Origin of the sequence: Peribacillus sp. NPDC058075 (assembly GCF_042885195.1) — a bacterium.
Lineage (GTDB): Bacteria > Bacillota > Bacilli > Bacillales > DSM-1321 > Peribacillus.
Window position 1 is genome coordinate 21,487 of record NZ_JBHVSL010000009.1, and the last position, 26,729, is coordinate 48,215.

Annotated in this window: 35 protein-coding genes; all 35 read left to right on the top strand. The window is 41.4% G+C overall.

The window, feature by feature from the left end:
• Window positions 1-126: 126 nt before the first annotated feature.
• Window positions 127-3,696, top strand: coding sequence for a DNA-directed RNA polymerase subunit beta (gene rpoB / locus ACFVS1_RS25690; protein ID WP_241593943.1), 3,570 nt, complete (start codon window positions 127-129; stop codon window positions 3,694-3,696).
• A gap of 183 nt (window positions 3,697-3,879) precedes the next feature.
• Complete coding sequence (rpoC, locus tag ACFVS1_RS25695; protein ID WP_352926873.1) at window positions 3,880-7,479, top strand: DNA-directed RNA polymerase subunit beta'; 3,600 nt, start codon at window positions 3,880-3,882, stop codon at window positions 7,477-7,479.
• Between the two features lie 293 nt (window positions 7,480-7,772).
• Window positions 7,773-8,021: a 50S ribosomal protein L7ae-like protein gene (locus ACFVS1_RS25700; RefSeq protein WP_034305040.1), complete on the top strand. Its 249-nt coding sequence runs from the start codon at window positions 7,773-7,775 to the stop codon at window positions 8,019-8,021.
• 104 nt (window positions 8,022-8,125) lie between these two features.
• Complete coding sequence (gene rpsL, locus ACFVS1_RS25705; protein WP_034305038.1) at window positions 8,126-8,548, top strand: 30S ribosomal protein S12; 423 nt, start codon at window positions 8,126-8,128, stop codon at window positions 8,546-8,548.
• A 41-nt stretch (window positions 8,549-8,589) separates the two neighbouring features.
• On the top strand, window positions 8,590-9,060 hold the full coding sequence (gene rpsG / locus ACFVS1_RS25710) for a 30S ribosomal protein S7 (RefSeq protein ID WP_048677878.1): 471 nt from the start codon (window positions 8,590-8,592) through the stop codon (window positions 9,058-9,060).
• 44 nt (window positions 9,061-9,104) lie between these two features.
• Window positions 9,105-11,183, top strand: a complete 2,079-nt coding sequence (gene fusA, locus ACFVS1_RS25715) for an elongation factor G (RefSeq protein ID WP_352926877.1) — start codon at window positions 9,105-9,107, stop codon at window positions 11,181-11,183.
• A 121-nt stretch (window positions 11,184-11,304) separates the two neighbouring features.
• A complete protein-coding gene (tuf, locus tag ACFVS1_RS25720) occupies window positions 11,305-12,492 on the top strand; it encodes an elongation factor Tu (protein ID WP_048677883.1) in 1,188 nt (395 codons plus the stop codon).
• Between the two features lie 419 nt (window positions 12,493-12,911).
• Window positions 12,912-13,220: a 30S ribosomal protein S10 gene (rpsJ, locus tag ACFVS1_RS25725; RefSeq protein WP_019244375.1), complete on the top strand. Its 309-nt coding sequence runs from the start codon at window positions 12,912-12,914 to the stop codon at window positions 13,218-13,220.
• 40 nt (window positions 13,221-13,260) lie between these two features.
• Window positions 13,261-13,890 carry a 50S ribosomal protein L3 gene (rplC, locus tag ACFVS1_RS25730; RefSeq protein WP_034305028.1) on the top strand — a complete coding sequence of 210 codons (630 nt, stop codon included), beginning with the start codon at window positions 13,261-13,263 and terminating at the stop codon, window positions 13,888-13,890.
• Between the two features lie 25 nt (window positions 13,891-13,915).
• Entirely contained in the window at window positions 13,916-14,539 is a 624-nt protein-coding gene (gene rplD / locus ACFVS1_RS25735) for a 50S ribosomal protein L4 (RefSeq protein ID WP_034305025.1), read from the top strand.
• The gene (gene rplW, locus ACFVS1_RS25740) at window positions 14,539-14,823 is read left to right on the top strand and encodes a 50S ribosomal protein L23 (protein WP_034305023.1); all 285 of its coding nucleotides are present in this window, start codon (window positions 14,539-14,541) and stop codon (window positions 14,821-14,823) included. Before rplD ends, rplW begins: the two co-directional genes overlap by 1 nt.
• Window positions 14,824-14,849: 26 nt before the next feature.
• Window positions 14,850-15,680 carry a 50S ribosomal protein L2 gene (rplB, locus tag ACFVS1_RS25745; protein WP_034305021.1) on the top strand — a complete coding sequence of 277 codons (831 nt, stop codon included), beginning with the start codon at window positions 14,850-14,852 and terminating at the stop codon, window positions 15,678-15,680.
• A 60-nt stretch (window positions 15,681-15,740) separates the two neighbouring features.
• Window positions 15,741-16,019, top strand: a complete 279-nt coding sequence (rpsS, locus tag ACFVS1_RS25750) for a 30S ribosomal protein S19 (RefSeq protein WP_034305018.1) — start codon at window positions 15,741-15,743, stop codon at window positions 16,017-16,019.
• A 17-nt stretch (window positions 16,020-16,036) separates the two neighbouring features.
• Complete coding sequence (gene rplV / locus ACFVS1_RS25755) at window positions 16,037-16,378, top strand: 50S ribosomal protein L22 (protein ID WP_034305017.1); 342 nt, start codon at window positions 16,037-16,039, stop codon at window positions 16,376-16,378.
• 3 nt (window positions 16,379-16,381) lie between these two features.
• Window positions 16,382-17,038 carry a 30S ribosomal protein S3 gene (gene rpsC / locus ACFVS1_RS25760; protein ID WP_034305014.1) on the top strand — a complete coding sequence of 219 codons (657 nt, stop codon included), beginning with the start codon at window positions 16,382-16,384 and terminating at the stop codon, window positions 17,036-17,038.
• Between the two features lies 1 nt (window position 17,039).
• Complete coding sequence (gene rplP / locus ACFVS1_RS25765; RefSeq protein ID WP_034305012.1) at window positions 17,040-17,474, top strand: 50S ribosomal protein L16; 435 nt, start codon at window positions 17,040-17,042, stop codon at window positions 17,472-17,474.
• The gene (gene rpmC, locus ACFVS1_RS25770; RefSeq protein ID WP_034305010.1) at window positions 17,464-17,667 is read left to right on the top strand and encodes a 50S ribosomal protein L29; all 204 of its coding nucleotides are present in this window, start codon (window positions 17,464-17,466) and stop codon (window positions 17,665-17,667) included. Before rplP ends, rpmC begins: the two co-directional genes overlap by 11 nt.
• Before the next feature lie 18 nt (window positions 17,668-17,685).
• The gene (gene rpsQ / locus ACFVS1_RS25775; RefSeq protein ID WP_034305007.1) at window positions 17,686-17,949 is read left to right on the top strand and encodes a 30S ribosomal protein S17; all 264 of its coding nucleotides are present in this window, start codon (window positions 17,686-17,688) and stop codon (window positions 17,947-17,949) included.
• Window positions 17,950-17,990: 41 nt separating this feature from the next.
• Entirely contained in the window at window positions 17,991-18,359 is a 369-nt protein-coding gene (gene rplN / locus ACFVS1_RS25780; protein ID WP_034305005.1) for a 50S ribosomal protein L14, read from the top strand.
• A gap of 43 nt (window positions 18,360-18,402) precedes the next feature.
• The gene (gene rplX, locus ACFVS1_RS25785; RefSeq protein ID WP_034305002.1) at window positions 18,403-18,714 is read left to right on the top strand and encodes a 50S ribosomal protein L24; all 312 of its coding nucleotides are present in this window, start codon (window positions 18,403-18,405) and stop codon (window positions 18,712-18,714) included.
• Between the two features lie 29 nt (window positions 18,715-18,743).
• The gene (gene rplE / locus ACFVS1_RS25790) at window positions 18,744-19,283 is read left to right on the top strand and encodes a 50S ribosomal protein L5 (protein ID WP_063235797.1); all 540 of its coding nucleotides are present in this window, start codon (window positions 18,744-18,746) and stop codon (window positions 19,281-19,283) included.
• Window positions 19,284-19,308: 25 nt separating this feature from the next.
• On the top strand, window positions 19,309-19,494 hold the full coding sequence (locus tag ACFVS1_RS25795; protein ID WP_034304998.1) for a type Z 30S ribosomal protein S14: 186 nt from the start codon (window positions 19,309-19,311) through the stop codon (window positions 19,492-19,494).
• 30 nt (window positions 19,495-19,524) lie between these two features.
• Entirely contained in the window at window positions 19,525-19,923 is a 399-nt protein-coding gene (gene rpsH, locus ACFVS1_RS25800; RefSeq protein WP_034304995.1) for a 30S ribosomal protein S8, read from the top strand.
• A 30-nt stretch (window positions 19,924-19,953) separates the two neighbouring features.
• Window positions 19,954-20,490 (top strand): 50S ribosomal protein L6, encoded by a 537-nt coding sequence (gene rplF, locus ACFVS1_RS25805; protein ID WP_192207445.1) that lies wholly within the window; start codon window positions 19,954-19,956, stop codon window positions 20,488-20,490.
• A gap of 32 nt (window positions 20,491-20,522) precedes the next feature.
• Complete coding sequence (rplR, locus tag ACFVS1_RS25810; protein ID WP_101225873.1) at window positions 20,523-20,885, top strand: 50S ribosomal protein L18; 363 nt, start codon at window positions 20,523-20,525, stop codon at window positions 20,883-20,885.
• A 22-nt stretch (window positions 20,886-20,907) separates the two neighbouring features.
• The gene (gene rpsE, locus ACFVS1_RS25815) at window positions 20,908-21,408 is read left to right on the top strand and encodes a 30S ribosomal protein S5 (protein WP_034304987.1); all 501 of its coding nucleotides are present in this window, start codon (window positions 20,908-20,910) and stop codon (window positions 21,406-21,408) included.
• Window positions 21,409-21,424: 16 nt separating this feature from the next.
• The gene (gene rpmD / locus ACFVS1_RS25820; protein ID WP_034304984.1) at window positions 21,425-21,607 is read left to right on the top strand and encodes a 50S ribosomal protein L30; all 183 of its coding nucleotides are present in this window, start codon (window positions 21,425-21,427) and stop codon (window positions 21,605-21,607) included.
• Between the two features lie 32 nt (window positions 21,608-21,639).
• Window positions 21,640-22,080, top strand: a complete 441-nt coding sequence (rplO, locus tag ACFVS1_RS25825; RefSeq protein ID WP_034304982.1) for a 50S ribosomal protein L15 — start codon at window positions 21,640-21,642, stop codon at window positions 22,078-22,080.
• Window positions 22,080-23,375: a preprotein translocase subunit SecY gene (secY, locus tag ACFVS1_RS25830; RefSeq protein WP_352926891.1), complete on the top strand. Its 1,296-nt coding sequence runs from the start codon at window positions 22,080-22,082 to the stop codon at window positions 23,373-23,375. The genes rplO and secY overlap by 1 nt, the downstream gene beginning before the upstream one ends.
• 58 nt (window positions 23,376-23,433) lie before the next feature.
• Window positions 23,434-24,087 (top strand): adenylate kinase, encoded by a 654-nt coding sequence (locus ACFVS1_RS25835; RefSeq protein WP_137016891.1) that lies wholly within the window; start codon window positions 23,434-23,436, stop codon window positions 24,085-24,087.
• A 565-nt stretch (window positions 24,088-24,652) separates the two neighbouring features.
• A complete protein-coding gene (gene infA, locus ACFVS1_RS25840; RefSeq protein WP_028390440.1) occupies window positions 24,653-24,871 on the top strand; it encodes a translation initiation factor IF-1 in 219 nt (72 codons plus the stop codon).
• Between the two features lie 40 nt (window positions 24,872-24,911).
• Entirely contained in the window at window positions 24,912-25,025 is a 114-nt protein-coding gene (rpmJ, locus tag ACFVS1_RS25845) for a 50S ribosomal protein L36 (protein WP_003156543.1), read from the top strand.
• Between the two features lie 22 nt (window positions 25,026-25,047).
• Window positions 25,048-25,413, top strand: a complete 366-nt coding sequence (gene rpsM / locus ACFVS1_RS25850; RefSeq protein ID WP_034304978.1) for a 30S ribosomal protein S13 — start codon at window positions 25,048-25,050, stop codon at window positions 25,411-25,413.
• A 22-nt stretch (window positions 25,414-25,435) separates the two neighbouring features.
• Entirely contained in the window at window positions 25,436-25,825 is a 390-nt protein-coding gene (gene rpsK, locus ACFVS1_RS25855) for a 30S ribosomal protein S11 (protein ID WP_028390438.1), read from the top strand.
• A 177-nt stretch (window positions 25,826-26,002) separates the two neighbouring features.
• The coding region (locus ACFVS1_RS25860) for a DNA-directed RNA polymerase subunit alpha (protein WP_387551953.1) at window positions 26,003-26,729 on the top strand (727 nt) is incomplete at its 3' end.

Genomic DNA, 26,729 nt, shown 5'->3' on the forward strand with positions numbered 1-26,729 from the left:
ATAATAGTTCGTTTTATGAGAAATAGTGGTTTTTAAAATAAAAACCATTTTCTTTTTGTCTATGGAAATGATTCCTTTTCCGAGGCAATTGGATCCTTATAACGCTTGATTTAAGGGGTGAATCAGTTGACAGGTCAACTTGTTCAGTATGGACGACACCGCCAACGTAGAAGTTATGCAAGAATCAGTGAGGTTTTGGATCTTCCGAATCTGATTGAAATTCAAACAGCTTCTTATCAATGGTTTCTAGATGTAGGTTTAAAGGAAATGTTCCAGGATATTTCTCCTATTGAGGATTTTACAGGTAATTTATCGTTAGAATTCATCGATTACAGCTTAGCTGAGCCGAAGTATTCTGTGGAAGAAACAAAAGAACGCGATGTTACGTATTCTGCACCACTTCGTGTGAAAGTGCGCCTTGTTAACAAAGAAACAGGGGAAGTGAAAGACCAGGATGTATTTATGGGCGACTTCCCGCTGATGACTGAAACAGGTACATTTGTCATCAATGGTGCTGAACGGGTAATTGTATCCCAATTAGTGCGCTCACCGAGTGTTTACTACAATGGGAAAATGGATAAAAACGGTAAGCTTGGATTCTCTGCGACCGTTATTCCTAACCGTGGCGCATGGCTCGAATATGAAACAGACGCCAAGGATGTTGTGTATGTTCGAATCGACCGCACCAGGAAATTACCGATCACGGTATTGATGCGTGCCCTTGGATTCGGAACAGATCAAGAAATCATCGATTTGATCGGAGACAACGAATATCTTCGTAACACTCTTGAAAAGGATAACACCGAGAGTGTGGAAAAAGCATTACTGGAAATCTATGAGCGTCTGCGCCCGGGTGAACCGCCTACTGTCGAAAACGCGAAAAGTCTTTTAGTATCACGCTTTTTTGATCCGAAACGTTATGATTTAGCTAATGTAGGCCGTTATAAAATTAATAAAAAACTGCATATCAAGAACCGTTTATTCGGACAACGTATTGCAGAGACTTTGATTGATCCTGAAACAGGTGAAATCATCGTTGAAAAAGGTACAATGCTTGATCGTCGGACTCTTGATAGGATCCTGCCTCATATCGAAGGCGGAATCGGATTCAAAACATTCCATCCATCAGGTGGTGTAGTGGAAGAAGAAACTCTTCTGCAACCTATTAAAGTGTTTGCGCCAAACGATGCTGAAGGCGAAAAAGTGATCAATATCATCGGTAATGCTTATGTGACCGACCAGGTCAAAAACATTACACCGGCTGATATCATTTCTTCCATTAGTTATTTCTTTAACTTATTGCATGGTGTGGGAATCACGGATGACATTGACCATTTAGGTAACCGTCGTCTGCGTTCCGTTGGTGAATTGCTGCAAAACCAATTTAGAATTGGTTTATCACGTATGGAGCGTGTTGTTCGTGAAAGAATGTCCATTCAGGATACGAATACAATCACTCCGCAGCAACTAATCAACATTCGCCCGGTCATTGCATCCATTAAAGAGTTCTTTGGAAGCTCACAGCTTTCCCAATTCATGGATCAAACGAACCCGTTGGCTGAATTGACGCACAAACGTCGTCTTTCTGCATTGGGACCTGGTGGTCTGACACGTGAGCGTGCTGGCTTTGAAGTACGTGACGTTCATTATTCCCACTATGGCCGCATGTGTCCGATTGAAACGCCTGAGGGACCGAATATTGGTTTGATAAACTCGTTATCCAGTTTTGCAAAGGTAAACCCATATGGCTTCATTGAAACACCATATCGTCGTGTGGACCCTGAAACAGGTAGAATTACAAGCCAAATCGATTACTTAACAGCTGATGAGGAAGATAATTATGTAGTTGCCCAAGCGAATGTACGACTGTCAGATGACGGCTCATTCCTTGATAATGATGTTGTTGCACGTTTCCGCGGTGAAAATACCGTTGTTCCGCGTGACCGCGTAGATTACATGGATGTATCTCCTAAACAAGTTGTATCTGCTGCGACTGCATGTATTCCTTTCTTGGAAAACGATGACTCCAACCGTGCCCTTATGGGAGCGAACATGCAACGTCAAGCAGTTCCTTTGCTTCAACCGGAAGCCCCTCGAGTCGGAACGGGTATGGAGTATGTTTCAGCGAAAGACTCCGGTGCTGCTGTAATCTGTAAACACCCTGGTATCGTAGAGCACGTTGAATCACGTGAAGTATGGGTACGTAGGGTAAGTGAAGTAGACGGACAGCAAGTAAAAGGAAATCTTGATAAATATCGTCTATTAAAATTCATTCGTTCCAACCAAGGAACGTGCTATAATCAACGCCCTATCGTCAGTGTTGGCGACAACGTCGTAAAAGGTGAAATTCTTGCTGATGGTCCTTCAATGGAAAAAGGTGAGTTGGCACTTGGACGTAACGTATTGGTAGCCTTCATGACATGGGATGGATATAACTATGAAGATGCCATCATCATGAGTGAGCGATTGGTTAAAGATGATGTGTACACTTCTATTCATATTGAAGAATATGAATCTGAATCACGCGATACAAAATTAGGGCCTGAAGAAATCACCCGTGATATCCCTAACGTAGGGGAAGATGCGCTTCGTAATCTTGATGAGCGCGGAATTATCCGTGTGGGTGCTGAAGTGAAAGACGGAGACCTTCTCGTTGGTAAAGTAACGCCTAAAGGTGTAACGGAACTGACTGCAGAGGAACGTCTATTACATGCAATCTTCGGAGAAAAAGCACGTGAAGTAAGGGATACATCACTTCGTGTACCTCACGGCGGCGGAGGAATCGTTCTTGATGTTAAAGTATTCAACAGAGAAGACGGCGATGAACTGCCTCCTGGTGTAAACCAACTCGCACGTGTATATATCGTTCAAAAACGTAAAATCCATGAAGGCGATAAAATGGCTGGACGACATGGTAACAAAGGGGTAATCTCCAGGATTCTTCCTGAAGAAGATATGCCTTATTTACCGGATGGCACTCCAGTCGACATCATGTTAAACCCATTAGGTGTACCTTCGCGTATGAACATCGGTCAGGTGCTGGAGCTTCACTTAGGTATGGCTGCACGCGCACTTGGCATCCATGTAGCATCTCCTGTATTCGATGGTGCCACAGAGGAAGATGTTTGGGGTACGATTGAAGAAGCCGGGATGTCCCGTGATGCAAAAACTGTCCTTTATGATGGCCGTTCAGGTGAAGCATTCGATAACCGTGTATCAGTTGGTGTCATGTATATGATCAAACTGGCACATATGGTCGATGATAAACTTCATGCACGTTCAACTGGTCCTTACTCCCTTGTTACGCAGCAACCACTTGGTGGTAAAGCGCAATTTGGTGGACAGCGTTTCGGTGAGATGGAAGTATGGGCACTTGAAGCTTATGGTGCTGCTTATACATTACAAGAAATCCTAACCGTTAAATCAGATGATGTCGTGGGTCGTGTGAAAACGTACGAAGCGATTGTCAAAGGTGAAAATGTCCCTGAACCAGGCGTTCCTGAGTCCTTCAAAGTATTGATTAAGGAGCTTCAAAGTTTAGGATTGGATGTTAAAATCCTCAATGCCGAAGATCGTGAAATTGAAATGCGTGATTTGGAAGATGAAGATGAAGCCAACCAAGCAGACAAATTAAGCCTTGATTCAGAAACTAAAGATATGGTTGCTTCCGAAGTAGGGGCACCTGTCAAAGAATAAAATTAAATAAAACATATCTAGTTATATAGTATCCGCTCTGACTGGCAGCGAGATGTTCATTTGAAGATCCTGCTGCCTTGTTAGAGCCTTATTGATTCAATCAACCATCATCCGGTGTAAGATTGCCTGATATTTGACGGCAATCAAGGGTTAAACCTGGAGATTAAAAGGGAGGTAGGCCCCTTGTTAGACGTTAATAATTTTGAGTATATGAAAATTGGTCTTGCTTCACCAGACAAGATTCGTTCTTGGTCCCATGGAGAAGTTAAAAAACCAGAAACAATCAACTATCGTACGCTAAAGCCAGAAAAAGACGGTTTATTCTGTGAGAGAATTTTTGGACCTCAAAAGGACTGGGAATGTCATTGCGGAAAGTATAAACGTGTTCGTTATAAAGGCGTGGTCTGTGACCGTTGTGGCGTTGAAGTCACTCGTGCTAAGGTGCGTCGTGAGCGTATGGGTCATATTGAGCTGGCAGCTCCAGTTTCACACATATGGTATTTTAAAGGGATTCCTAGCCGTATGGGACTTGTACTTGACATGTCTCCACGGGCTTTGGAAGAAGTTATTTACTTTGCATCTTACGTCGTAACTGAAACGGGCGATACAACTTTAGAAAAGAAACAGCTTCTTTCTGAAAAAGAATATCGTACATACCGTGAAAAATACGGTAAGAAATTCCAAGCTGCCATGGGTGCGGAAGCTATTAAAAAACTTTTACAAGATATTGATACGGAAAAGGAAGTAGAGTCGTTGAAAGAGGAGCTTAAAACAGCTCAAGGACAACGCAGAACCCGTGCAATCAAACGCTTGGAAGTGCTTGAGGCATTCCGTAACTCAGGAAATGAGCCTTCATGGATGATCCTTGACGTGCTTCCGGTCATTCCGCCGGAACTTCGTCCTATGGTTCAACTTGATGGAGGACGTTTTGCCACATCTGATCTAAATGATTTATATCGCCGTGTTATCAACCGTAATAATCGTTTGAAAAGATTACTGGATCTTGGGGCACCAAGCATTATCGTGCAAAATGAGAAGCGTATGCTGCAAGAAGCTGTCGATGCTCTTATCGATAATGGCCGTCGCGGCCGTCCGGTAACTGGACCTGGTAACCGTCCGTTAAAATCTTTATCTCACATGTTAAAAGGTAAACAAGGTCGTTTCCGTCAAAACCTTCTTGGTAAACGTGTTGATTACTCTGGCCGTTCCGTTATCGTAGTCGGACCAAACTTAAAGATGTACCAATGTGGTCTTCCTAAAGAAATGGCAATTGAATTATTCAAACCATTCGTTATGAAGGAGCTAGTTCAAAGAGGTCTAGCGCATAACATCAAATCCGCTAAGCGTAAAATTGAACGTTTATCTCCTGAAATATGGGATGTGCTTGAAGAAGTTATTAGAGAACACCCAGTACTATTGAACCGTGCACCGACTCTTCATAGGCTTGGTATTCAGGCGTTTGAACCAACGTTGGTTGAAGGTCGCGCCATTCGTTTGCATCCGCTCGTATGTACAGCTTACAACGCTGACTTTGACGGTGACCAAATGGCGGTCCACGTTCCTCTATCTTCTGAAGCCCAAGCCGAAGCACGCATGCTTATGCTTGCAGCACAGAACATTTTGAACCCTAAAGATGGTAAACCGGTCGTTACACCTTCTCAAGATATGGTATTAGGTAACTATTACCTAACGTTGGAGAGAGAAGGCGCTATCGGCGAAGGTATGATCTTTAAAGATACAAGTGAAGCATTGCTTGCATACCAAAACGGATATGTACACTTACATTCCCGTTGTGCCGTACATGCATCATCACTGAATAATGAAACATTCACTGAAGAGCAAAACCGCCAACTGCTTATTACCACTGTCGGTAAATTGATCTTCAATGAAATTTTACCAAAATCATTCCCGTATATTAACGAACCGACACGATATAATTTGGAAACCAAAACTCCAGAGAAATATTTTGTGGAAAAAGGCGCTAATATCCCTGAATTGATTAAAGCTCAACCTGCTATCGATCCTTTCAAGAAAAAAATTCTTGGAAATATCATCGCGGAAGTCTTTAAACGCTTTAAAATTACCGAAACATCCAAAATGCTTGACCGGATGAAAGATCTTGGATTCAAATATTCGACAAAAGCCGGTATTACCGTTGGTGTGGCTGATATTGTCGTTTTAAAAGAAAAACAAGGAATCATTACTGAGGCTCAAACTAAAGTGGATAACGTCTTGAAACAGTTCAGACGTGGTCTAATTACAGAGGATGAGCGTTATGATCGCGTCATTTCCATCTGGAGTGCTGCCAAGGATACCATCCAGTCCAAACTTATGGACTCACTGGACCGACGCAACCCAATCTTCATGATGAGTGACTCCGGTGCCCGTGGTAATGCTTCCAACTTTACGCAGCTTGCGGGTATGCGTGGTTTGATGGCCAACCCGGCTGGACGTATCATTGAATTACCGATCAAATCAAGTTTCCGTGAAGGTTTAACCGTGTTGGAGTACTTCATCTCTACACATGGTGCGCGTAAAGGTCTTGCCGATACAGCCCTTAAAACGGCCGATTCCGGTTACCTTACCCGTCGACTTGTTGACGTTGCCCAAGATGTCATCATCCGTGATGACGATTGTGGAACGGACCGCGGCTTGAAAATTTCAGCCTTAAGAGAGGGTACTGAAATAATCGAGCATCTTGAAGAGCGCCTAATTGGCCGTTATGCAAGAAAAGCGATCAGACATCCGGAAACAAATGAAGTAATCGTGGCTGAAAACGATCTTATTACTGAAGATCTTGCAAATTATATTGAATCACTTGGAATTGAAACAGCATGGATCCGTTCTGCCTTTACATGTAACACTAGCCATGGTGTATGTAAAAAATGTTATGGACGTAACTTGGCTACCGGTCAAGAAGTTGAAGTGGGCGAAGCAGTCGGTATCATTGCCGCTCAATCAATCGGAGAACCTGGTACACAGTTGACGATGCGTACATTCCATACAGGTGGGGTTGCCGGGGACGATATCACTCAAGGTCTTCCTCGTATCCAAGAAATATTTGAAGCGAGAAATCCTAAAGGTCAAGCTGTCATTTCCGAAATTGAAGGAACGATTGTTTCGATCAATGAAATTCGGGATAAACAACAGGAAATCGTCGTTCAGGGTGCTGTTGAATCACGCACGTATACTGCACCGTACACAGCTCGTTTAAGAGTAACTGTTGATACACCTGTCCGTCGTGGTGAAGAGTTGACAGAGGGTTCCATCGATCCGAAAGAATTGCTGAAGGTTACAGACGTGCTTACTGTTCAGGAATACCTGCTTCATGAAGTTCAAAAAGTATACCGGATGCAAGGTGTTGAGATCGGTGATAAACATATCGAGGTAATGGTTAGACAAATGATGCGTAAAGTCCGTGTGCTTGATGCAGGTGAAACTGAAGTGCTTCCAGGAACATTATTGGATGTTAACCAGTTCACTACTGCAAACACTGATGCATTGCTGACCAACAAATTACCAGCTACAGGCCGCCCTGTATTGCTAGGTATCACAAAAGCATCTCTAGAAACGGATTCCTTCTTGTCCGCAGCGTCATTCCAAGAAACGACTAGAGTCTTGACTGATGCAGCAATAAAAGGAAAACGTGATGAATTGCTTGGTCTTAAAGAAAATGTCATCATCGGTAAACTTGTCCCAGCAGGAACGGGAATGCTTAGATACAGAAAAGCAAACCCTGTCGTCGTTGGTGACGAAAGTGCCGATACAGTAACAGTGGATTAAAGGAAAAAGGACCAGCTCAATCATTTAAACTGAAAACCGCGCTCCTGTTTCCAATTGGAGCTGAAGGATCAGAATTTATTGAGCTGGTTTCTCTTATTACTCATGGCCGGCTGAAAAGCCCTATGAGGATTTGATATATTACGTTTAGGCACATTGATAATCTTGATAGAATTATGTAAGGAAAACCTTTTGCTTGAATTATTTTATTGAAAGAAGTTGACAGTATCCGACTTATAATGATACTATAGCAAAGGTGCTCCTATGTTACCCTGTAACTTTGGAGGATATGGACCATGTCTTATGAAAAAGTAATACAGGCAAAGTCAGTGATTATAGGGACGAAGCAAGCAGTTAGAGCTCTTAAAAACAATTTAATTCAAGAAGTTATCATCGCTGATGATGCAGATATATACTTGACTGGGCGTGTCGTTGAGACAGCCAAAGAATTGGATGTTCCTATCACATATGTTGATTCGATGAGAATGCTTGGCAAAGCATGTGGTATTGATGTCGGAGCAGCAACTGTTGCCATCAAAAAGTAAAGATGTTTTTGCAATAATATTTGCAAAGACTTTGTTTTTACCCATTTATGAACCACCTGGATGTGTGGTACTAGAAATGAAAACGTGAAGGGAGGAAAAATGTAATGCCTACTATTAATCAATTAGTGCGTAAAGGACGCGAGTCTAAAGAGGTTAATTCAAAATCTCCAGCACTTAACAAAGGCTACAACAGCTTTAAAAAAGCACAAACTAACGTATCATCTCCGCAAAAACGTGGTGTTTGCACTCGTGTGGGTACTATGACACCGAAAAAACCAAACTCCGCGTTACGTAAATATGCGCGTGTACGTTTAACAAACGGTATCGAGGTAACAGCTTATATCCCAGGTATCGGTCACAACCTACAAGAACACAGCGTGGTTCTTATCCGTGGCGGTCGTGTAAAAGATTTACCAGGGGTACGTTACCATATCGTACGTGGTGCTCTTGATACAGCTGGAGTTAACAATCGTATGCAAGGCCGTTCTAAATACGGTACTAAGCGTCCGAAAGCAGCAAAAAAATAATTTTAAACAAAAATTGAACTTTCTTGAAAGGAGGAAATACAATGCCTCGTAAAGGACCTGTAACGAAAAGAGACGTATTACCAGATCCAATATATAATTCAAAACTTGTGACTCGCTTAATCAACAAATTAATGGTTGATGGACAAAGAGGTAAATCACAAAAAATTCTTTACTCTGCATTTGATTTAATCAAAGAACGTACTGGCAATGAGCCGATCGAAGTTTTCGATCAAGCACTTAAAAACATCATGCCTGTACTAGAAGTAAAAGCACGCCGTGTGGGTGGAGCTAACTACCAAGTACCAGTTGAGGTGCGTCCAGACCGCAAATCGACTCTAGGACTTCGTTGGTTAGTAAACTACTCTCGCCTTCGTGGAGAAAAAACGATGGAAGAGCGTTTAGCTTATGAAATCATGGATGCTGCCAACAATACTGGAGCAGCAGTTAAGAAACGTGAAGATACACACAAAATGGCTGAAGCCAACAAAGCTTTCGCTCATTATCGCTGGTAAGATTAATCACTATAAAATCCTTATAGAAGGAAGGAGAAAGACAAATGGCAAGAGAGTTCTCCTTAGCAAACACTCGTAATATCGGTATCATGGCTCACATCGATGCCGGTAAAACGACTACAACAGAACGTGTTCTATATTACACTGGTAAAATCCACAAAATTGGTGAAACGCACGAAGGTGCATCACAAATGGACTGGATGGAACAGGAACAAGAACGCGGAATCACGATCACTTCCGCTGCAACAACTGCACAGTGGAAAGGTCACCGTGTAAACATCATCGATACGCCAGGACACGTAGACTTCACAGTTGAAGTTGAACGTTCATTGCGTGTACTTGATGGAGCTGTAGCTGTACTTGATGCCCAATCAGGTGTTGAGCCTCAAACTGAAACAGTTTGGCGCCAAGCTACAACTTACGGTGTACCACGTGTCGTATTCGTAAATAAAATGGACAAAATCGGTGCGGATTTCCTATATTCAGTTGGAACAATCCACGATCGTCTACAAGCTAACGCTCACCCGGTTCAGTTACCAATCGGTGCTGAAGATCAATTCTCTGCAATCATCGACCTTATTGAAATGAAAGCTCATTTCTATGCCAATGATCTAGGAACTGATATCACTGTTGGTGATATTCCTGAAGAACATCGGGAATTAGCTGAAGAATACCGAGAAAAGTTAATTGAAGCAGTTGCAGAAGTTAATGAAGACTTAATGGAAAAATACCTTGGCGGCGAAGAAATCAGCATTGCTGAATTAAAAGCAGCTATTCGTACAGCAACCGTTAATGTTGAATTCTTCCCAGTTATCTGTGGATCAGCTTTCAAAAACAAAGGTGTTCAATTAATGCTTGATAACGTTATCGACTTCCTTCCATCTCCATTAGACGTGCCGGCTATTAAAGGTACTCTACCGGATACAGAAGATGAAGTGGAACGTCATTCAGATGATTCTGAACCGTTCTCCGCTTTAGCGTTCAAAGTTATGACTGACCCTTACGTTGGTAAACTTACATTCTTCCGCGTGTACTCAGGTACATTAGAATCAGGATCTTATGTAATCAACTCAACAAAAGGTAAACGTGAACGTATTGGACGTATCCTTCAAATGCACGCAAACAGCCGTGAAGAAATCTCAACTGTATACGCAGGGGATATCGCTGCTGCTGTTGGTTTGAAAGATACTACAACTGGTGATACTCTATGTGACGACAAGAACCAAGTAATTCTTGAATCCATGGTATTCCCAGAGCCAGTTATCTCACTGTCAGTTGAACCGAAATCCAAAGCAGACCAAGACAAAATGGGTCAAGCTTTACAAAAGCTACAAGATGAAGATCCAACATTCCGTGCGCATACTGACCAAGAAACTGGTCAAACGATTATCGCTGGTATGGGTGAACTTCACTTGGACATCCTTGTTGACCGTATGCGTCGCGAATTTAAAGTGGAAGCTAACGTTGGTGCTCCTCAAGTAGCATACCGTGAAACTTTCCGTGGTTCTGCTAAAGTCGAAGGTAAATTCGTTCGCCAATCTGGTGGTCGTGGACAATTCGGACACGTATGGATCGAATTTGGTCCAAACGAAGAAGGTAAAGGTTTCGAATTTGAAAATGCTATCGTTGGTGGTGTAGTACCACGTGAATACATCCCTGCTGTACAAGCTGGATTAGTTGATTCACTTGACCGCGGTGTACTTGCTGGTTACCCGCTAGTCGACATCAAAGCAAAATTATTTGACGGATCTTACCATGACGTTGACTCCAATGAAATGGCATTTAAAATTGCAGCATCAATGGCACTTAAAAATGCAGCATCTAAATGTAGTCCTGTCATCCTTGAACCAATCATGAAAGTGGAAGTAGTTATTCCAGAAGATTACCTAGGCGACATCATGGGAGATATTACATCTCGTCGTGGTCGTGTAGAAGGTATGGAAGCTCGCGGCAACACGCAAATGGTTAAAGCGATGGTTCCTCTATCTGAAATGTTCGGATATGCTACATCTTTACGTTCTAACACTCAAGGACGCGGAACATTCTCTATGCACTTCGATCATTATGAAGAAGTACCTAAGAGCATTTCTGAAGAAATCATCAAAAAAAATAAAGGTGAATAATTGATTTTCATCTCTTATTAAAGTATAACTATCTTATGTAAGCTGTGATGGAAGAATTAGTCTTCTTTCGCAGCCCCTATATACTTAATCTTTTATTTATAATTTTAAGGAGGAATTCCTAATGGGAAAAGCTAAATTTGATCGTTCAAAACCGCACGTTAACGTTGGAACAATTGGTCACGTTGACCATGGTAAAACAACTCTAACTGCTGCAATCACAACTGTACTTGCTAAATCTGGTGGCGCAGAAGCTCGCGCTTATGACCAAATCGATGGTGCTCCAGAAGAAAGAGAACGTGGTATCACAATCTCTACTGCACACGTTGAGTACGAAACAGCTACTCGTCACTATGCACACGTTGACTGCCCAGGACATGCTGACTATGTTAAAAACATGATCACTGGTGCTGCACAAATGGACGGCGGAATCTTAGTAGTATCTGCTGCTGACGGCCCAATGCCACAAACTCGTGAGCACATCCTTCTTTCTCGTCAAGTAGGTGTACCATACCTAGTAGTATTCATGAACAAATGCGACATGGTAGATGACGAAGAACTTCTTGAATTAGTAGAAATGGAAATTCGTGATCTTCTATCTGAATACGAATTCCCTGGCGATGACATTCCAGTTATCAAAGGATCTGCACTAAAAGCTCTTCAAGGAGACGCTGCTTGGGAAGAAAAAATTCATGAATTAATGACAGCTGTTGATGAGTATATCCCAGAACCAACTCGTGACACTGACAAACCATTCATGATGCCAGTTGAGGATGTTTTCTCAATCACTGGTCGTGGAACAGTTGCTACTGGTCGTGTTGAGCGTGGACAAGTTAAAGTCGGTGACGTTGTTGACATCATCGGTTTCAACGAAGAGTCTAAACCAACAACAGTAACTGGTGTTGAAATGTTCCGTAAACTTCTTGACTATGCTGAAGCTGGTGACAACATCGGTGCACTACTTCGTGGTGTATCCCGTGAAGATATCCAACGTGGACAAGTTCTTGCTAAACCAAGCACTATCACTCCACACACAAAGTTCAAAGCTGAAGTTTATGTTCTTTCTAAAGAAGAAGGTGGACGTCACACTCCATTCTTTACAAACTACCGTCCTCAGTTCTACTTCCGTACAACTGATGTAACTGGTATTTGTAACCTTCCTGAAGGCGTAGAAATGGTTATGCCTGGAGACAACATCGAAATGACTGTAGAACTTATCGCTCCAATCGCTATCGAAGAAGGTACTAAATTCTCTATCCGTGAGGGTGGACGTACTGTAGGCGCTGGCGTAGTTGCTACAATCCAAGAGTAATTGATTCATAAAACAATATTGGAAGGGACGCCTTCCGGGAGAAGCAGATGGGACGCCATCTGCTTCTTTTCTTTTTCTAAAGAATATTGAAACTTTCTTCTATAATACATATAAAAATGAAGTGTATTTAATAGGTATCATGAGGATTTCCGAATTGAAGAAAATGGATATGAAAGACCATATAGAATGTACTTGTAAATACTTGTGATAGTATGTATAATAATAAAAGTGTGCTGCACAAGAAAAATTCAAGTATAACTTGCATTCTGATTGTGTTTTATGTATAATAGACAATGTTGGTCTTTGACTGCGATGATATGGAAGGTTGCTGACACACCCGGCCGCTTTGCCATGGCGAGTGTGTGGGAAATTTCCATTGAGAAGGTCTATTTCAAAATAGGCGAAAAGGAGGGAAAATTATGGCAAAACAAAAAATTCGTATCCGTTTAAAAGCATATGATCACAGAATTCTTGATCAATCTGCTGAGAAAATTGTTGAAACTGCAAAACGTTCTGGTGCGGCTGTATCTGGTCCAATTCCATTACCTACTGAAAGATCGGTATATACGATCCTACGTGCGGTTCATAAATACAAAGATTCTCGTGAACAATTCGAAATGCGTACGCATAAACGTCTAATCGACATCGTTAATCCAACTCCACAAACAGTTGATTCATTGATGCGTTTAGATTTACCATCAGGCGTTGACATTGAAATCAAATTATAATTCATATAAATATGAACAATTACTCTAGGAGGTGTGACTTATGACCAAAGGAATCTTAGGAAGAAAAATCGGTATGACTCAAGTTTTTGCTGAAAACGGTGAACTTATTCCGGTAACAGTTATCGAAGCTGCTAATAACGTGGTTCTTCAAAAGAAAACTGTTGAAACTGATGGCTATGAAGCAGTTCAAGTTGGTTTTGAAAACAAACGTGAAAAGCTTTCTAACAAACCTGAAAAGGGCCATGTTGAAAAAGCAAATACTACTCCTAAGCGCTTCATTCGCGAATTCCGCGGAACGGATCTTACTGAATATGAGATCGGTCAAGAAGTCAATGTAAGTATTTTCGCTGAAGGCGATTTAGTAGATGTATCAGGAATTTCAAAAGGTAAAGGATTCCAAGGCTCTATCAAGCGTCATGGACAATCCCGCGGACCTATGTCTCATGGTTCTCGTTACCACCGTCGCCCAGGTTCAATGGGTCCTGTAGCTCCAAACCGCGTATTCAAAGGTAAACTTTTACCAGGACGTATGGGTGGAGAGCAAATCACTGTTCAAAACTTAGCTATCGTTAAAGTTGATGTTGAACGTAACCTACTTTTGATCAAAGGTAATGTACCTGGTGCTAGAAAAGCATTGATCAAAGTTAAAACTGCTGTTAAAGCAAAGTAATTTCTGAGAAAGGAGGAGCAATAGAATGCCAAAAGTTACATTGTTCAACCAAACAGGTTCACAAGTTGGCGACATCGAACTAAATGAATCCATCTTTGGTATCGAACCTAATAATCACGTATTATTTGAAGCAATCATCATGCAACGAGCTTCCTTACGTCAAGGAACTCATAAAGTTAAAAACCGTTCTGAAGTTGCAGGCGGTGGACGTAAACCTTGGAAACAAAAAGGAACTGGACGTGCGCGTCAAGGTTCTATCCGTTCTCCACAATGGCGTGGCGGTGGCGTTGTTTTTGGACCAACTCCAAGATCTTACGCTTACAAGCTACCTAAAAAGGTACGTCGTTTAGCTATTAAATCTGCATTGTCTGCAAAGGCATTGGAAGAGAACATTTTGGTACTTGAAAGCTTGTCTTTCGAAGCTCCAAAAACAAAAGAGTTTGTAGCTGTACTTAAAAACCTTTCTGTTGATACTAAAACGTTAGTCGTTACTGACGGTTTAGATGAGAAAGTTGCTCTTTCTGCACGTAACATCCCTGGTGTTACTGTAGTTGAAGCTGATGGTCTTAATGTTCTTGATGTTGTTTCACACAACAAATTGATCTTGACTAAATCAGCTGTCGAAAAAGTAGAGGAGGTGCTTGCATAATGGATGCACGCGATATCATTAAGCGCCCCGTAATCACTGAACGCTCTTCAGACATAATGGCTGAAAAGAAATATACTTTTGAAGTTGATGTTAGAGCTAATAAAACTCAAGTTAAAGATGCTGTTCAAGAAATTTTCGGCGTTAAAGTTGAGAAAGTAAACATCATGAACTACAAAGGTAAATTCAAACGCATGGGCAAACATGCAGGCTATACTAACAAGCGCCGTAAAGCTATTGTTAAATTAACTGCTGACAGCAAAGAAATCGAGCTATTCGAGGCTTAATTCATTAGAGAAGGAGGGAAATACAAATGGCGATTAAGAAGTATAAACCTACCTCTAACGGTCGACGTAATATGACAACTTCCGATTTTGCTGAGATCACTACAGACAAACCGGAAAAATCATTACTTGCTCCTTTACACAGCAAAGGCGGCCGTAATAACCAAGGTAAGTTAACAGTTCGTCATCAAGGTGGCGGCCACAAGCGTCAATACCGTATCATCGATTTCAAACGGAATAAAGATGGTATACCAGGACGCGTTGCTACTATTGAGTACGATCCAAATCGTTCTGCAAACATTGCATTAATTAATTACGTTGATGGAGAAAAACGTTATATCCTAGCTCCGAAAAACCTAGAAGTAGGTTTGGAAGTTATGTCAGGTCCAGAAGCTGACATCAAAGTGGGTAACGCACTTCCTCTTATTAACATCCCAGTTGGTACAGTCATTCATAACATCGAACTTAAACCAGGAAAAGGTGGACAATTAGTCCGTTCAGCAGGAACATCTGCTCAAGTACTTGGTAAAGAAGGTCGTTATGTACTTGTACGTTTAAACTCAGGTGAGGTTCGTATGATTCTTGCTACTTGCCGTGCTTCAATCGGTCAAGTTGGTAATGAACAACATGAACTAATCAACATTGGTAAAGCTGGCCGTAACCGTTGGTTAGGTAAACGCCCAACAGTTCGTGGATCTGTAATGAACCCGAATGATCACCCACACGGTGGTGGTGAAGGTAAAGCGCCAATCGGACGTAAATCACCAATGTCTCCATGGGGTAAACCTACTCTTGGATTCAAAACTCGTAAGAAGAAAAACAAATCCGATAAATTTATCGTACGTCGTCGTAAAAAATAACGGGATTGACCTACGGTTCATATATAGAACCGTAGAACAGTCACGAAGGGAGGTACTCGCATGGGTCGTAGCTTAAAAAAAGGGCCTTTTGTTGATGATCATTTATTGGTAAAAGTTGAAAAATTAAATGAAGCTGACAAGAAACAGGTAGTAAAAACTTGGTCTCGTCGCTCAACAATCTTCCCGCAATTCATCGGACACACAATCGCCGTTTATGACGGTCGTAAGCATGTGCCGGTTTATGTAACAGAAGATATGGTAGGTCACAAACTAGGCGAATTCGCGCCTACACGCACTTATAAAGGTCACGCAAGTGATGACAAGAAAACAAGACGTTAATGAGAGGAGGGCATCTCATGCAAGCTAAAGCTGTCGCTAAAACAGTTCGTATTGCTCCTCGTAAAGTGCGTTTAGTCGCAGATTTAATTCGAGGAAAACAAGTAGGTGAAGCAGTAGCGATTCTTCGCTTAACACCAAAATCTGCTTCTCCAGTCGTAGAAAAAATTCTGAAATCTGCTATCGCAAATGCAGAACACAACTACGAAATGGATATTAATAACCTAGTCGTTTCAGAGGCATACGTAAACGAAGGACCAACATTAAAACGTTTCCGTCCTCGCGCTCAAGGTCGTGCGAGTGCAATTAACAAACGTACTAGTCATATTACAATCGTTGTATCAGAAAAGAAGGAGGGGTAATCTGTGGGTCAAAAGGTAAATCCAATCGGTATGCGTATCGGGATAATCCGTGACTGGGAATCCAAATGGTACGCTGATAAAGACTACGCAGTTCTTTTGCATGAAGACATCAAAGTTCGTGAATATATCGCGAAACGTCTAAATGATGCTTCTGTTTCAAAAGTTGAAATCGAACGTGCAGCTAACCGCATCAATGTATCTGTCCACACTGCTAAACCAGGAATGGTTATCGGTAAAGGCGGTACTGAAGTCGAAGCACTTCGTAAAGCTTTGAACCAGTTGACTGGCAAAAGAGTTCATATCAATATCATCGAAATTAAAAGAGCAGATCTTGATGCAAAATTGGTTGCAGAAAACATCGCTCGTCAATTAGAAAACCGTGTTTCATTCCGTCGCGCTCAAAAGCAAGCTATCCAACGTACTATGCGTTCTGGAGCAAAAGGAATCAAAACACAAGTTTCTGGTCGTCTTGGCGGTGCTGATATTGCTCGTGCTGAACATTACAGCGAAGGAACAGTTCCACTTCACACACTTCGTGCAGACATAGACTATGCTCATGCTGAAGCAGATACTACTTACGGTAAGCTAGGCGTGAAAGTTTGGATCTACCGTGGAGAAGTTCTTCCTACTAAGAAGAAATCTGAGGAAGGAGGAAAATAATATGTTATTGCCAAAACGCGTAAAATACCGTCGTGAACACCGCGGTAAGATGAGAGGGATGGCTAAAGGCGGCACTGAAGTTCATTTCGGAGAATTTGGACTTCAAGCTCAAGAAGCTTCCTGGATCACGAACCGTCAAATCGAAGCAGCTCGTATTGCGATGACTCGTTATATGAAACGTGGAGGGAAAGTTTGGATCAAAATCTTCCCAAGCAAACCTTACACAGCTAAGCCGCTTGAAGTACGGATGGGTTCCGGTAAAGGTGCTCCTGAAGGTTGGGTAGCAGTAGTTAAACCGGGCAAAGTTATGTTTGAAATCTCTGGTGTATCTGAAGAGGTGGCAAGAGAAGCATTGCGCCTTGCAGCACACAAACTTCCAATCAAGTGCAAGTTTGTAAAAAGAGAGGAAATTGGTGGTGAAACAAATGAAAGCTAATGAAATCAAAGATCTAACCACTGCTGAAATTGAACAAAAACTAAAATCTCTTAAAGAAGAACTATTTAATCTTCGTTTCCAGTTAGCTACTGGACAACTTGAAAATACAGCTCGCATCCGTGAAGTTCGCAAATCGATTGCTCGTATGAAAACAGTTGTTCGTCAAAGAGAGATCGGTGTCACTAATCGATAATGAATGGAGGTTTGCAGAATGAGCGAACGCAACCAACGCAAAATCTACACTGGACGCGTAGTATCCGACAAAATGGATAAAACAGTTACAGTAGTTGTAGAAACCTATAAAAAGCATTCTTTATACGGTAAACGCGTGAAATACTCTAAAAAGTTAAAAGCTCATGACGAGCTAAACGAAGCTAAAGCAGGCGACGTAGTACGTATCATGGAAACTCGTCCACTTTCAGCTACAAAACGCTTCCGTCTTGTAGAAGTAGTAGAAAAAGCAGTAATCATTTAATATAGTTCGGATTAAGCTAATTCCGAAGGGAGGTACCGTACATGATTCAACAAGAATCTCGTTTAAAAGTCGCTGACAATTCAGGTGCTCGTGAAGTGCTAACAATTAAAGTCCTAGGTGGTTCTGGCCGTAAAACTGCAAACATCGGTGATATCATCGTTTGTACAGTTAAACAGGCAACACCAGGAGGCGTTGTTAAAAAAGGTGAAGTCGTTAAGGCTGTTGTTGTCCGTACAAAACGTGGTATGCGTCGTCCTGACGGTTCTTACATTCGTTTTGATGAAAACGCATGTGTAATTATCCGTGACGATAAGAGCCCACGTGGAACACGTATTTTTGGACCTGTTGCTCGTGAATTACGTGACAATAGTTTCATGAAGATCGTTTCTCTTGCTCCAGAAGTTCTATAATATGTAAAATTTGTATAAAGCCTTTCAAGGAGGTGCCAAGCTAATGCATGTTAAAAAAGGTGACAAAGTCGTAGTCATCTCTGGTAAGGACAAAGGCAAACAAGGAACAATTCTTTCTGCATATCCGAAACAAAATCGTGTGCTTGTTGAAGGAATTAACATCGTGAAAAAGCATTCCAAGCCATCTCAACTTAATCCACAAGGTGGAATTATAAGTAAAGAAGCTGCTATTCACGTATCCAATGTAATGCCACTTGATCCTAAATCAGGTAAACCGACTCGTGTTGGATATAAGATCGAAAATGGTAAAAAAGTACGCGTAGCTAAAATATCAGGTGAATCTTTAGATAAATAAGTCATAAATGAAGGGAGGTACACTAAGCAATGAGCCGCCTTAAAGAAAAATTAAAAAGTGAAATTACACCGTCATTGATGGGTAAATTCAACTATCAATCAGTAATGCAAGTACCAAACATTGAGAAAATCGTTATTAACATGGGTGTGGGTGACGCAGTATCTAACTCGAAAGCTTTAGATACAGCTGTTGAAGAACTTACATTGATCACTGGTCAAAAACCAGTTATAACAAAAGCAAAAAAATCAATCGCAGGTTTCCGTTTGCGTGAAGGTATGCCTATCGGAGCGAAAGTTACATTACGTGGAGAGCGTATGTATCAATTCCTTGATAAGCTAGTATCTGTATCTTTACCGCGTGTACGTGATTTCCGCGGCGTTTCAAAGAAATCCTTTGACGGACGTGGGAACTATACATTAGGCGTTAAAGAACAACTTATCTTCCCTGAGATTGATTACGATAAAGTGAGCAAAGTTCGTGGTATGGACATCGTTATCGTAACGACTGCCAACACTGACGAAGAAGCTCGTGAACTACTTACTCAAGTTGGAATGCCGTTCCAAAAGTAATCTCTAAATAAAGGGAGGCGAAATCGTGGCTAAAAAGTCTATGATCGTAAAGCAAAAACGCGAACAGAAGTTTAAAGTACAAGAATATACACGTTGCGAACGTTGCGGACGTCCACATTCAGTATTACGTAAATTTAAACTTTGTCGTATTTGTTTCCGCGAACTTGCATATAAAGGACAAATTCCTGGCGTTAAAAAAGCTAGCTGGTAAAACCCGAGTTTGGGAAGGAGGTAAAATATAATGGTCATGACAGATCCTATTGCAGATATGCTTACTCGCATCCGTAATGCGAATATGGTTCGTCACGAAAAACTGGAAGTTCCTGCTTCAAAGATCAAAAAGGAAATTGCTGAGATCTTAAAAAGTGAAGGCTTCGTACGTGACTTTGAATTAATCGAAGACAACAAACAAGGTATCATCCGTATCTTCTTAAAATACGGTGCAAACAACGAACGTGTTATCACTGGTCTAAAACGTATCAGCAAACCTGGTTTGCGTGTATATGCAAAAACTGGAGAGGTACCACGCGTTCTTAACGGTTTAGGTATCGCAATTGTTTCTACTTCTCACGGAGTTTTAACAGACAAGGAAGCTCGCTCTAAACAAGTTGGCGGAGAAGTTTTAGCATACGTTTGGTAATACATTTTCACAAGAATGGAGGTGCACATTATGTCTCGTATAGGTAAAAAACCTATTGAAATCCCTGCAGGCGTGACAGTTACTATTACTGGAAGTGAAGTAACTGTTAAAGGACCTAAAGGTGAATTAACTAGATCATTCAATCCTGACCTTTCAATCGTTGTTGAAGAGAACGTGTTAACTGTTACACGTCCATCTGACGAGAAGGCTCACCGTTCTTTACACGGTACTACTCGCGCACTTATCTCTAACATGGTTGAAGGTGTATCAACAGGATTCGTAAAATCACTTGAACTTATTGGGGTTGGGTACCGTGCACAAAAGCAAGGTAACAAGCTTGTCCTTAACGTAGGATATTCCCACCCTGTAGAAATAGAGCCAGAAGCTGGCGTTGAAGTCGAAGTTCCTTCTAATACAAAAGTAATCATCAAAGGTGCAAGCAAAGAACGTGTAGGAGCTCTAGCAGCTAATATCCGTGATGTTCGCCCGCCTGAGCCGTATAAAGGTAAAGGAATCCGTTACGAAGGCGAATTCGTTCGTCGTAAAGAAGGTAAAACTGGTAAGTAATGCCGCATAAGTAAACGAAAGGAGTGACGTAAATGATTACGAAGCTTGATAAAAATGCTACTCGTCAGAAAAGACATGCGCGTGTACGTGCTAAGCTTTCTGGAACAGAAGCTCGTCCTCGTTTAAATGTGTTTCGTTCAAACAAACACATTTACGCACAATTAATTGACGATGCAAAAGGCGTAACATTGGCAAGTGCTTCAACTCTTGATAAAGAGATCAATATCGAAGCAGGTAGCAATGCTGAAGCAGCTCAAAAAGTTGGCGAACTTATTGCGAAACGTGCTGTTGAAAAAGGTTTCAAAGCTGTGGTTTTTGACCGCGGTGGTTACCTCTTCCATGGTCGTGTAAAAGCATTGGCTGACGCTGCTCGTGAAAACGGCTTAGAATTTTAATGGATAAGGAGGGACATAACAGATGCGTAGCATTGATCCTAATAAATTAGAACTTGAAGAACGCGTAGTTACAGTTAATCGTGTAGCTAAAGTTGTTAAAGGCGGACGTCGTTTCCGTTTCACTGCACTAGTTGTTGTTGGTGATAAAAATGGTCATGTTGGATTTGGTACTGGTAAAGCTCAAGAAGTTCCGGATGCTATCCGTAAAGCTATTGAGGATGCTAAGAAAAATCTAATTACTGTACCGATGGTTGGTACTACTATTCCTCACCTTGTGAACGGTCGCTATGGCGCAGGTCACATTCTATTGAAACCAGCTTCTGAAGGTACAGGAGTAATTGCTGGTGGTCCTGTTCGTGCGGTACTAGAATTAGGCGGAGTTAGCGATATCTTGTCTAAATCACTAGGTACTAATACACCTATTAATATGGTTCGCGCAACAATTGAAGGATTGAAGCAATTGAAACGTGCTGAAGACGTAGCTAAGTTACGTGGAAAATCAGTACAAGAACTGTTAGGATAAGGAGGGAAATCGAATTATGGCTAATAAATTAGAAATCACCCTCACTCGCAGCTTGATTGGTCGTCCTGAAGATCAACGTGTTACAGTTAACACTTTGGGTTTACGCAAAATGCATCAAACGGTTGTTCAAGAAGATAACCCTGCGATTCGCGGTATGATTACCAAAGTTGCTCATCTTGTTACTGTAAAAGAACAATAAAATAATTTTTAACTTAACAAGGAGGTGCCAACATGAAACTTCATGAGTTAAAAGCTGCAGAAGGTTCTCGTAAAGAACGTAAACGTAAAGGTCGCGGTATTGGATCTGGTAACGGTAAAACAGCAGGTAAAGGACACAAAGGACAAAACGCTCGCTCCGGCGGCGGTGTGCGTCTTGGATTTGAAGGGGGTCAAACTCCTCTATTCAGACGTTTACCTAAACGTGGATTTACCAACATCAACCGTAAAGACTATGCTATCGTGAATCTTGATACGTTAAATCTTTTCGAAGACGGTACTGAAGTAACACCAGCTCTTTTACTTGAGACTGGGGTTGTAAGTAAAGAAAAAGCAGGAATCAAAATTCTTGCCAAAGGAAGCATTGAGAAAAAGCTTACTGTTAAAGCTCACAAATTCTCGTCTACTGCTAAAGAAGCTATCGAAGCTGCTGGCGGTAATACAGAGGTGATCTAATGTTTCGCACGATCTCCAATTTTATGCGCGTGGGTGAAATAAGGAATAAGATTATTTTTACCCTTCTAATGTTAATCGTCTATCGCATCGGTACATTTATACCTGTACCGCATGTGAATGCCGATTTTCTCGCTGAACAGGACCAGCTGAGCGTCATCGGTCTTTTAAATACCTTTGGCGGCGGAGCACTGCAAAACTTCTCTATATTAGCGATGGGTATCATGCCATACATCACGGCATCCATCATCGTTCAGCTGTTACAGATGGATGTTGTTCCTAAGTTCACTGAATGGTCTAAACAAGGGGAAGCAGGGCGCCGTAAATTAGCTCAATTCACTCGTTACTTCACTATTATCCTAGGATTTATCCAAGCAGTTGGTATGTCTTATGGGTTCAATAATATGTCAGGTGGACAGTTGATTGAAAATCCTGGGATTGCAACATACTTGCTTATTGCGACTGTCTTAACGGCAGGAACAGCTTTTCTTTTGTGGTTAGGGGAGCTGATCACTGCTAAGGGTGTGGGTAATGGGATTTCCATCATTATCTTTGCTGGTATCGTAGCTAGTTTGCCAACTACGGCAAATCAGATTTACGCCCAACAATTTGAAAATGCCGGTGATCAATTATTCTTACGAATCATAACGATTATCCTCATTGTTTTAGCAGTATTAGCAATCGTGGTTGCTGTTATCTTCATTCAGCAGGCATTACGTAAAATTCCTATTCAGTATGCGAAACGTGCTGCGGTAGGTCGTACACAAATGGGTGGCCAGTCTACTCATTTACCATTGAAAGTAAATGCTGCGGGGGTTATTCCGGTAATCTTTGCAATGGCATTTATCATTACTCCCACTACAATCGCTTCTTTCTTTGGAAAGAATAGCGTGACTAGTTGGATATCAACAAATCTTGATTACACCAAGCCAATTGGTATGATCATATATGTTGCTCTTATCATTGCTTTTGCGTATTTTTATGCATTCATTCAGGTTAACCCTGAACAAATGGCTGAGAATTTGAAAAAGCAAGGTGGCTATGTGCCGGGGATTCGTCCAGGTAAGAGTACACAAGAATATTTAACACGTGTTTTATACCGTCTGACGTTTGTAGGCTCTATATTTTTAGCCATCATTGCCGTTTTACCGGTATTTTTCATTAAGCTTGCTGATCTGCCTCAATCTGCACAGATTGGTGGAACCAGTTTGCTGATCATAGTGGGGGTTGCCCTTGATACGATGAAGCAGCTGGAATCACAACTTGTGAAGAGACACTATAAAGGCTTTATAAAGTAATGAGTTTTGGGAACGGCTTGTTCCCTTTACCCATTATAGAGTTTGAGGGGGAAGAAAATTGAATCTAGTGTTAATGGGTCTGCCTGGTGCTGGTAAGGGCACTCAAGCTGAACAAATCGTAGAAAAATATAATATCCCTCATATCTCTACTGGAGATATGTTCCGAACAGCTATCAAAGATGGAACAGAATTAGGTCTAAAGGCAAAATCATTCATGGACAAAGGCGAATTGGTACCTGATGAAGTTACCATTGGCATCGTACGTGAACGGTTAAGCAAGGAAGACTGCCTCAAAGGATTTTTGCTTGATGGATTTCCACGTACTGTGGCACAGGCGGAAGCACTTGAGGGCATTCTTACTGATTTAGATCGCAAAATGAATTTTGTCATTAATATCGATGTTGATAAAAGCATCTTAATGGAAAGATTGACAGGACGTCGTATTTGCAAATCATGTGGTGCGACATACCATCTTGTTTTCAATCCTCCTGCTAAAGATGATGTATGCGACCGTTGCGGCGGAGAATTATATCAACGTGCCGACGACAATGCAGAAACGGTTCAAAATCGCTTAGATGTGAATTTGAAACAAACCAAGCCACTTCTTGATTTCTACGGAGATAAAGGGTACTTGGTCAACATTAACGGACAGCAAGATATTAATAAGGTATTTGAAGATATCGATGTGTTGCTTGGTGCTTTACAAAATTAATCATTCGTATTGATTTATGAAATTCATACCATTTTTATAACTTACTAGTTAAACTTGGTGCATTCCTATAATACAAAGGGTATAATGGATTTCGCGAGAGCATTCGCACATTTATTAATCAGGTTCTTGTACTTGGTATTCCCTGAATTGGGCGATTACTTTTTAAGTGATCTTCATGGACATATCCGGTCGGCAAAATTGATGAAGAAATGCAGTGACTCTATTGGGATTCCTAAAGAGTCGTGATATAGAGGGTTGAAAGAAGCTATGTCAGGCGTGCGCCTTTCAAACATCTCCCATGCTATTCAAACCTATGTCGAGACTAATTGCTTCTCTATTTCGAGAGTATGTCGGTCACGGAATCGGTCAAGACTTACATGAGGGCCCATAAAATCCTCATTTCGGTCCAACTGATAAAGGTCCTCAGTTAAAGCCTGGTTCTACAAAATGGTGAATACTTGATGCAGAATTGTAAGACTTATGAGGATGATTGGACTGTAGTAATGTTGACGGAAAGATGTGTACCTTTAATAGGTTCACGCATAGAGAAGGGAGAATCACTTTAATGGCGAAAGATGATGTAATTGAAGTAGAAGGCACAGTACAAGAGACTTTGCCAAATGCAATGTTTAAGGTAGAATTAGAAAATGGTCATACTGTTTTAGCTCATGTATCCGGTAAAATTCGTATGCACTTTATTCGCATTTTGCCTGGAGATAAAGTTACGGTTGAGCTTTCCCCGTATGATCTAACTCGCGGCAGAATCACATACCGGTTCAAATAATCCGGTTTCGCTCCGATCTGTATAAGGAGGTTAGATAGCAATGAAAGTCAGACCATCAGTCAAACCAATCTGCGAAAAGTGTAAAGTTATCCGCAGAAAAGGTAAAGTTATGGTTATTTGCGAAAACCCTAAACATAAACAAAAACAAGGCTAAATAGAAGGAGGTGCACTCAAGCATGGCACGTATTGCTGGAGTAGATATTCCCCGTGACAAACGTATTGTTATCTCATTAACATATATATATGGTATTGGAAAACAAACAGCGATCAAGATTCTTGCAGAAGCAGGCGTTTCTGAAGAAACTCGCGTTCGTGACTTAACGGAAGACGAATTGAACAAAATTCGTGATATCATTGACAAGCTTAAAGTAGAAGGCGACCTTCGTCGTGAAATCTCCCTAAACATCAAACGTTTAATGGAAATCGGTTCTTACCGTGGTTTACGTCACCGTCGTGGTCTTCCTGTTCGCGGTCAAAATACAAAAAACAATGCTCGTACGCGTAAAGGACCTCGTCGTACTGTAGCTAACAAGAAAAAATAATTAGTAAAGGAGGTTACTTTTCATGGCACGTAAAACTAATACACGTAAACGTCGTGTGAAAAAGAATATAGAAACTGGTATTGCACATATTCGTTCAACATTCAATAACACTATCGTTACGATCACTGACTCTCATGGTAATGCTATTTCTTGGTCAAGTGCTGGAGCTCTAGGATTCCGCGGATCTCGTAAATCCACTCCGTTCGCTGCACAAATGGCTGCTGAAACAGCTGCTAAAACATCAATTGAACATGGTATGAAAACTCTTGAAGTTACAGTTAAAGGACCTGGTGCTGGACGTGAGGCTGCTATTCGTGCACTTCAAGCTGCTGGCCTAGAAGTAACTGCAATTAAAGATGTAACTCCAGTTCCACATAACGGATGCCGTCCACCAAAACGTCGCCGTGTTTAATTTTTCTGTATAGATTTTGTATTCCTGTCAATAATGGGATATAATACTGAGTTTGCGTTCTTACAGAGGATTAATTTTCAGTTGTTGCGCACAGCGGGAACGTATACATGGGGAATTTCGGTTTAAGTGAATTCGTTTACTTGCCGGGGTTTTGACGTTTTGAAGGAGGGTTTATTGATGATCGAAATAGAAAAACCAAAAATCGAAACGGTTGAAATCAACGACGATACCAAATACGGTAAATTCGTCGTAGAGCCACTAGAGCGTGGGTATGGTACTACATTGGGTAACTCCTTACGTCGTATCCTTTTATCCTCACTCCCAGGTGCTGCTGTCACAGCTATACAAATTGATGGAGTGCTACATGAGTTCTCAACAATTGAAGGCGTCGTGGAAGATGTAACATCTATCATTCTTAATGTGAAAAAACTAGCTCTTAAGATTTACTCTGATGAAGAGAAGACGCTGGAAATTGACGTTCAAGGTGACGGAGTCATCACGGCTGCTGATATCACTCATGATAGTGATGTAGAAATTCTTAATCCGGATTTATATATTGCTACAATTGGTAAAAACGGTCATATGCGTATGCGTTTATCTGCACGTCGCGGCCGCGGCTACACTCCTGCTGTTCAAAACAAGAGAGAAGACCAGCCGATTGGTGTAATTCCAATTGATGCTCTTTACACTCCAGTTTCACGCGTATCTTTCCAAGTTGAAAATACACGTGTTGGACAGTTGTCTAACTTTGACAAGTTAACGTTCGATGTTTGGACTGATGGCAGTACTGGTCCGCAAGAAGCGGTAGCACTTGGAGCTAAGATTTTAACAGAGCATTTAAATATCTTTGTTGGTTTAACCGATGAAGCTCAAAATGCTGAAATCATGGTTGAAAAAGAAGAAG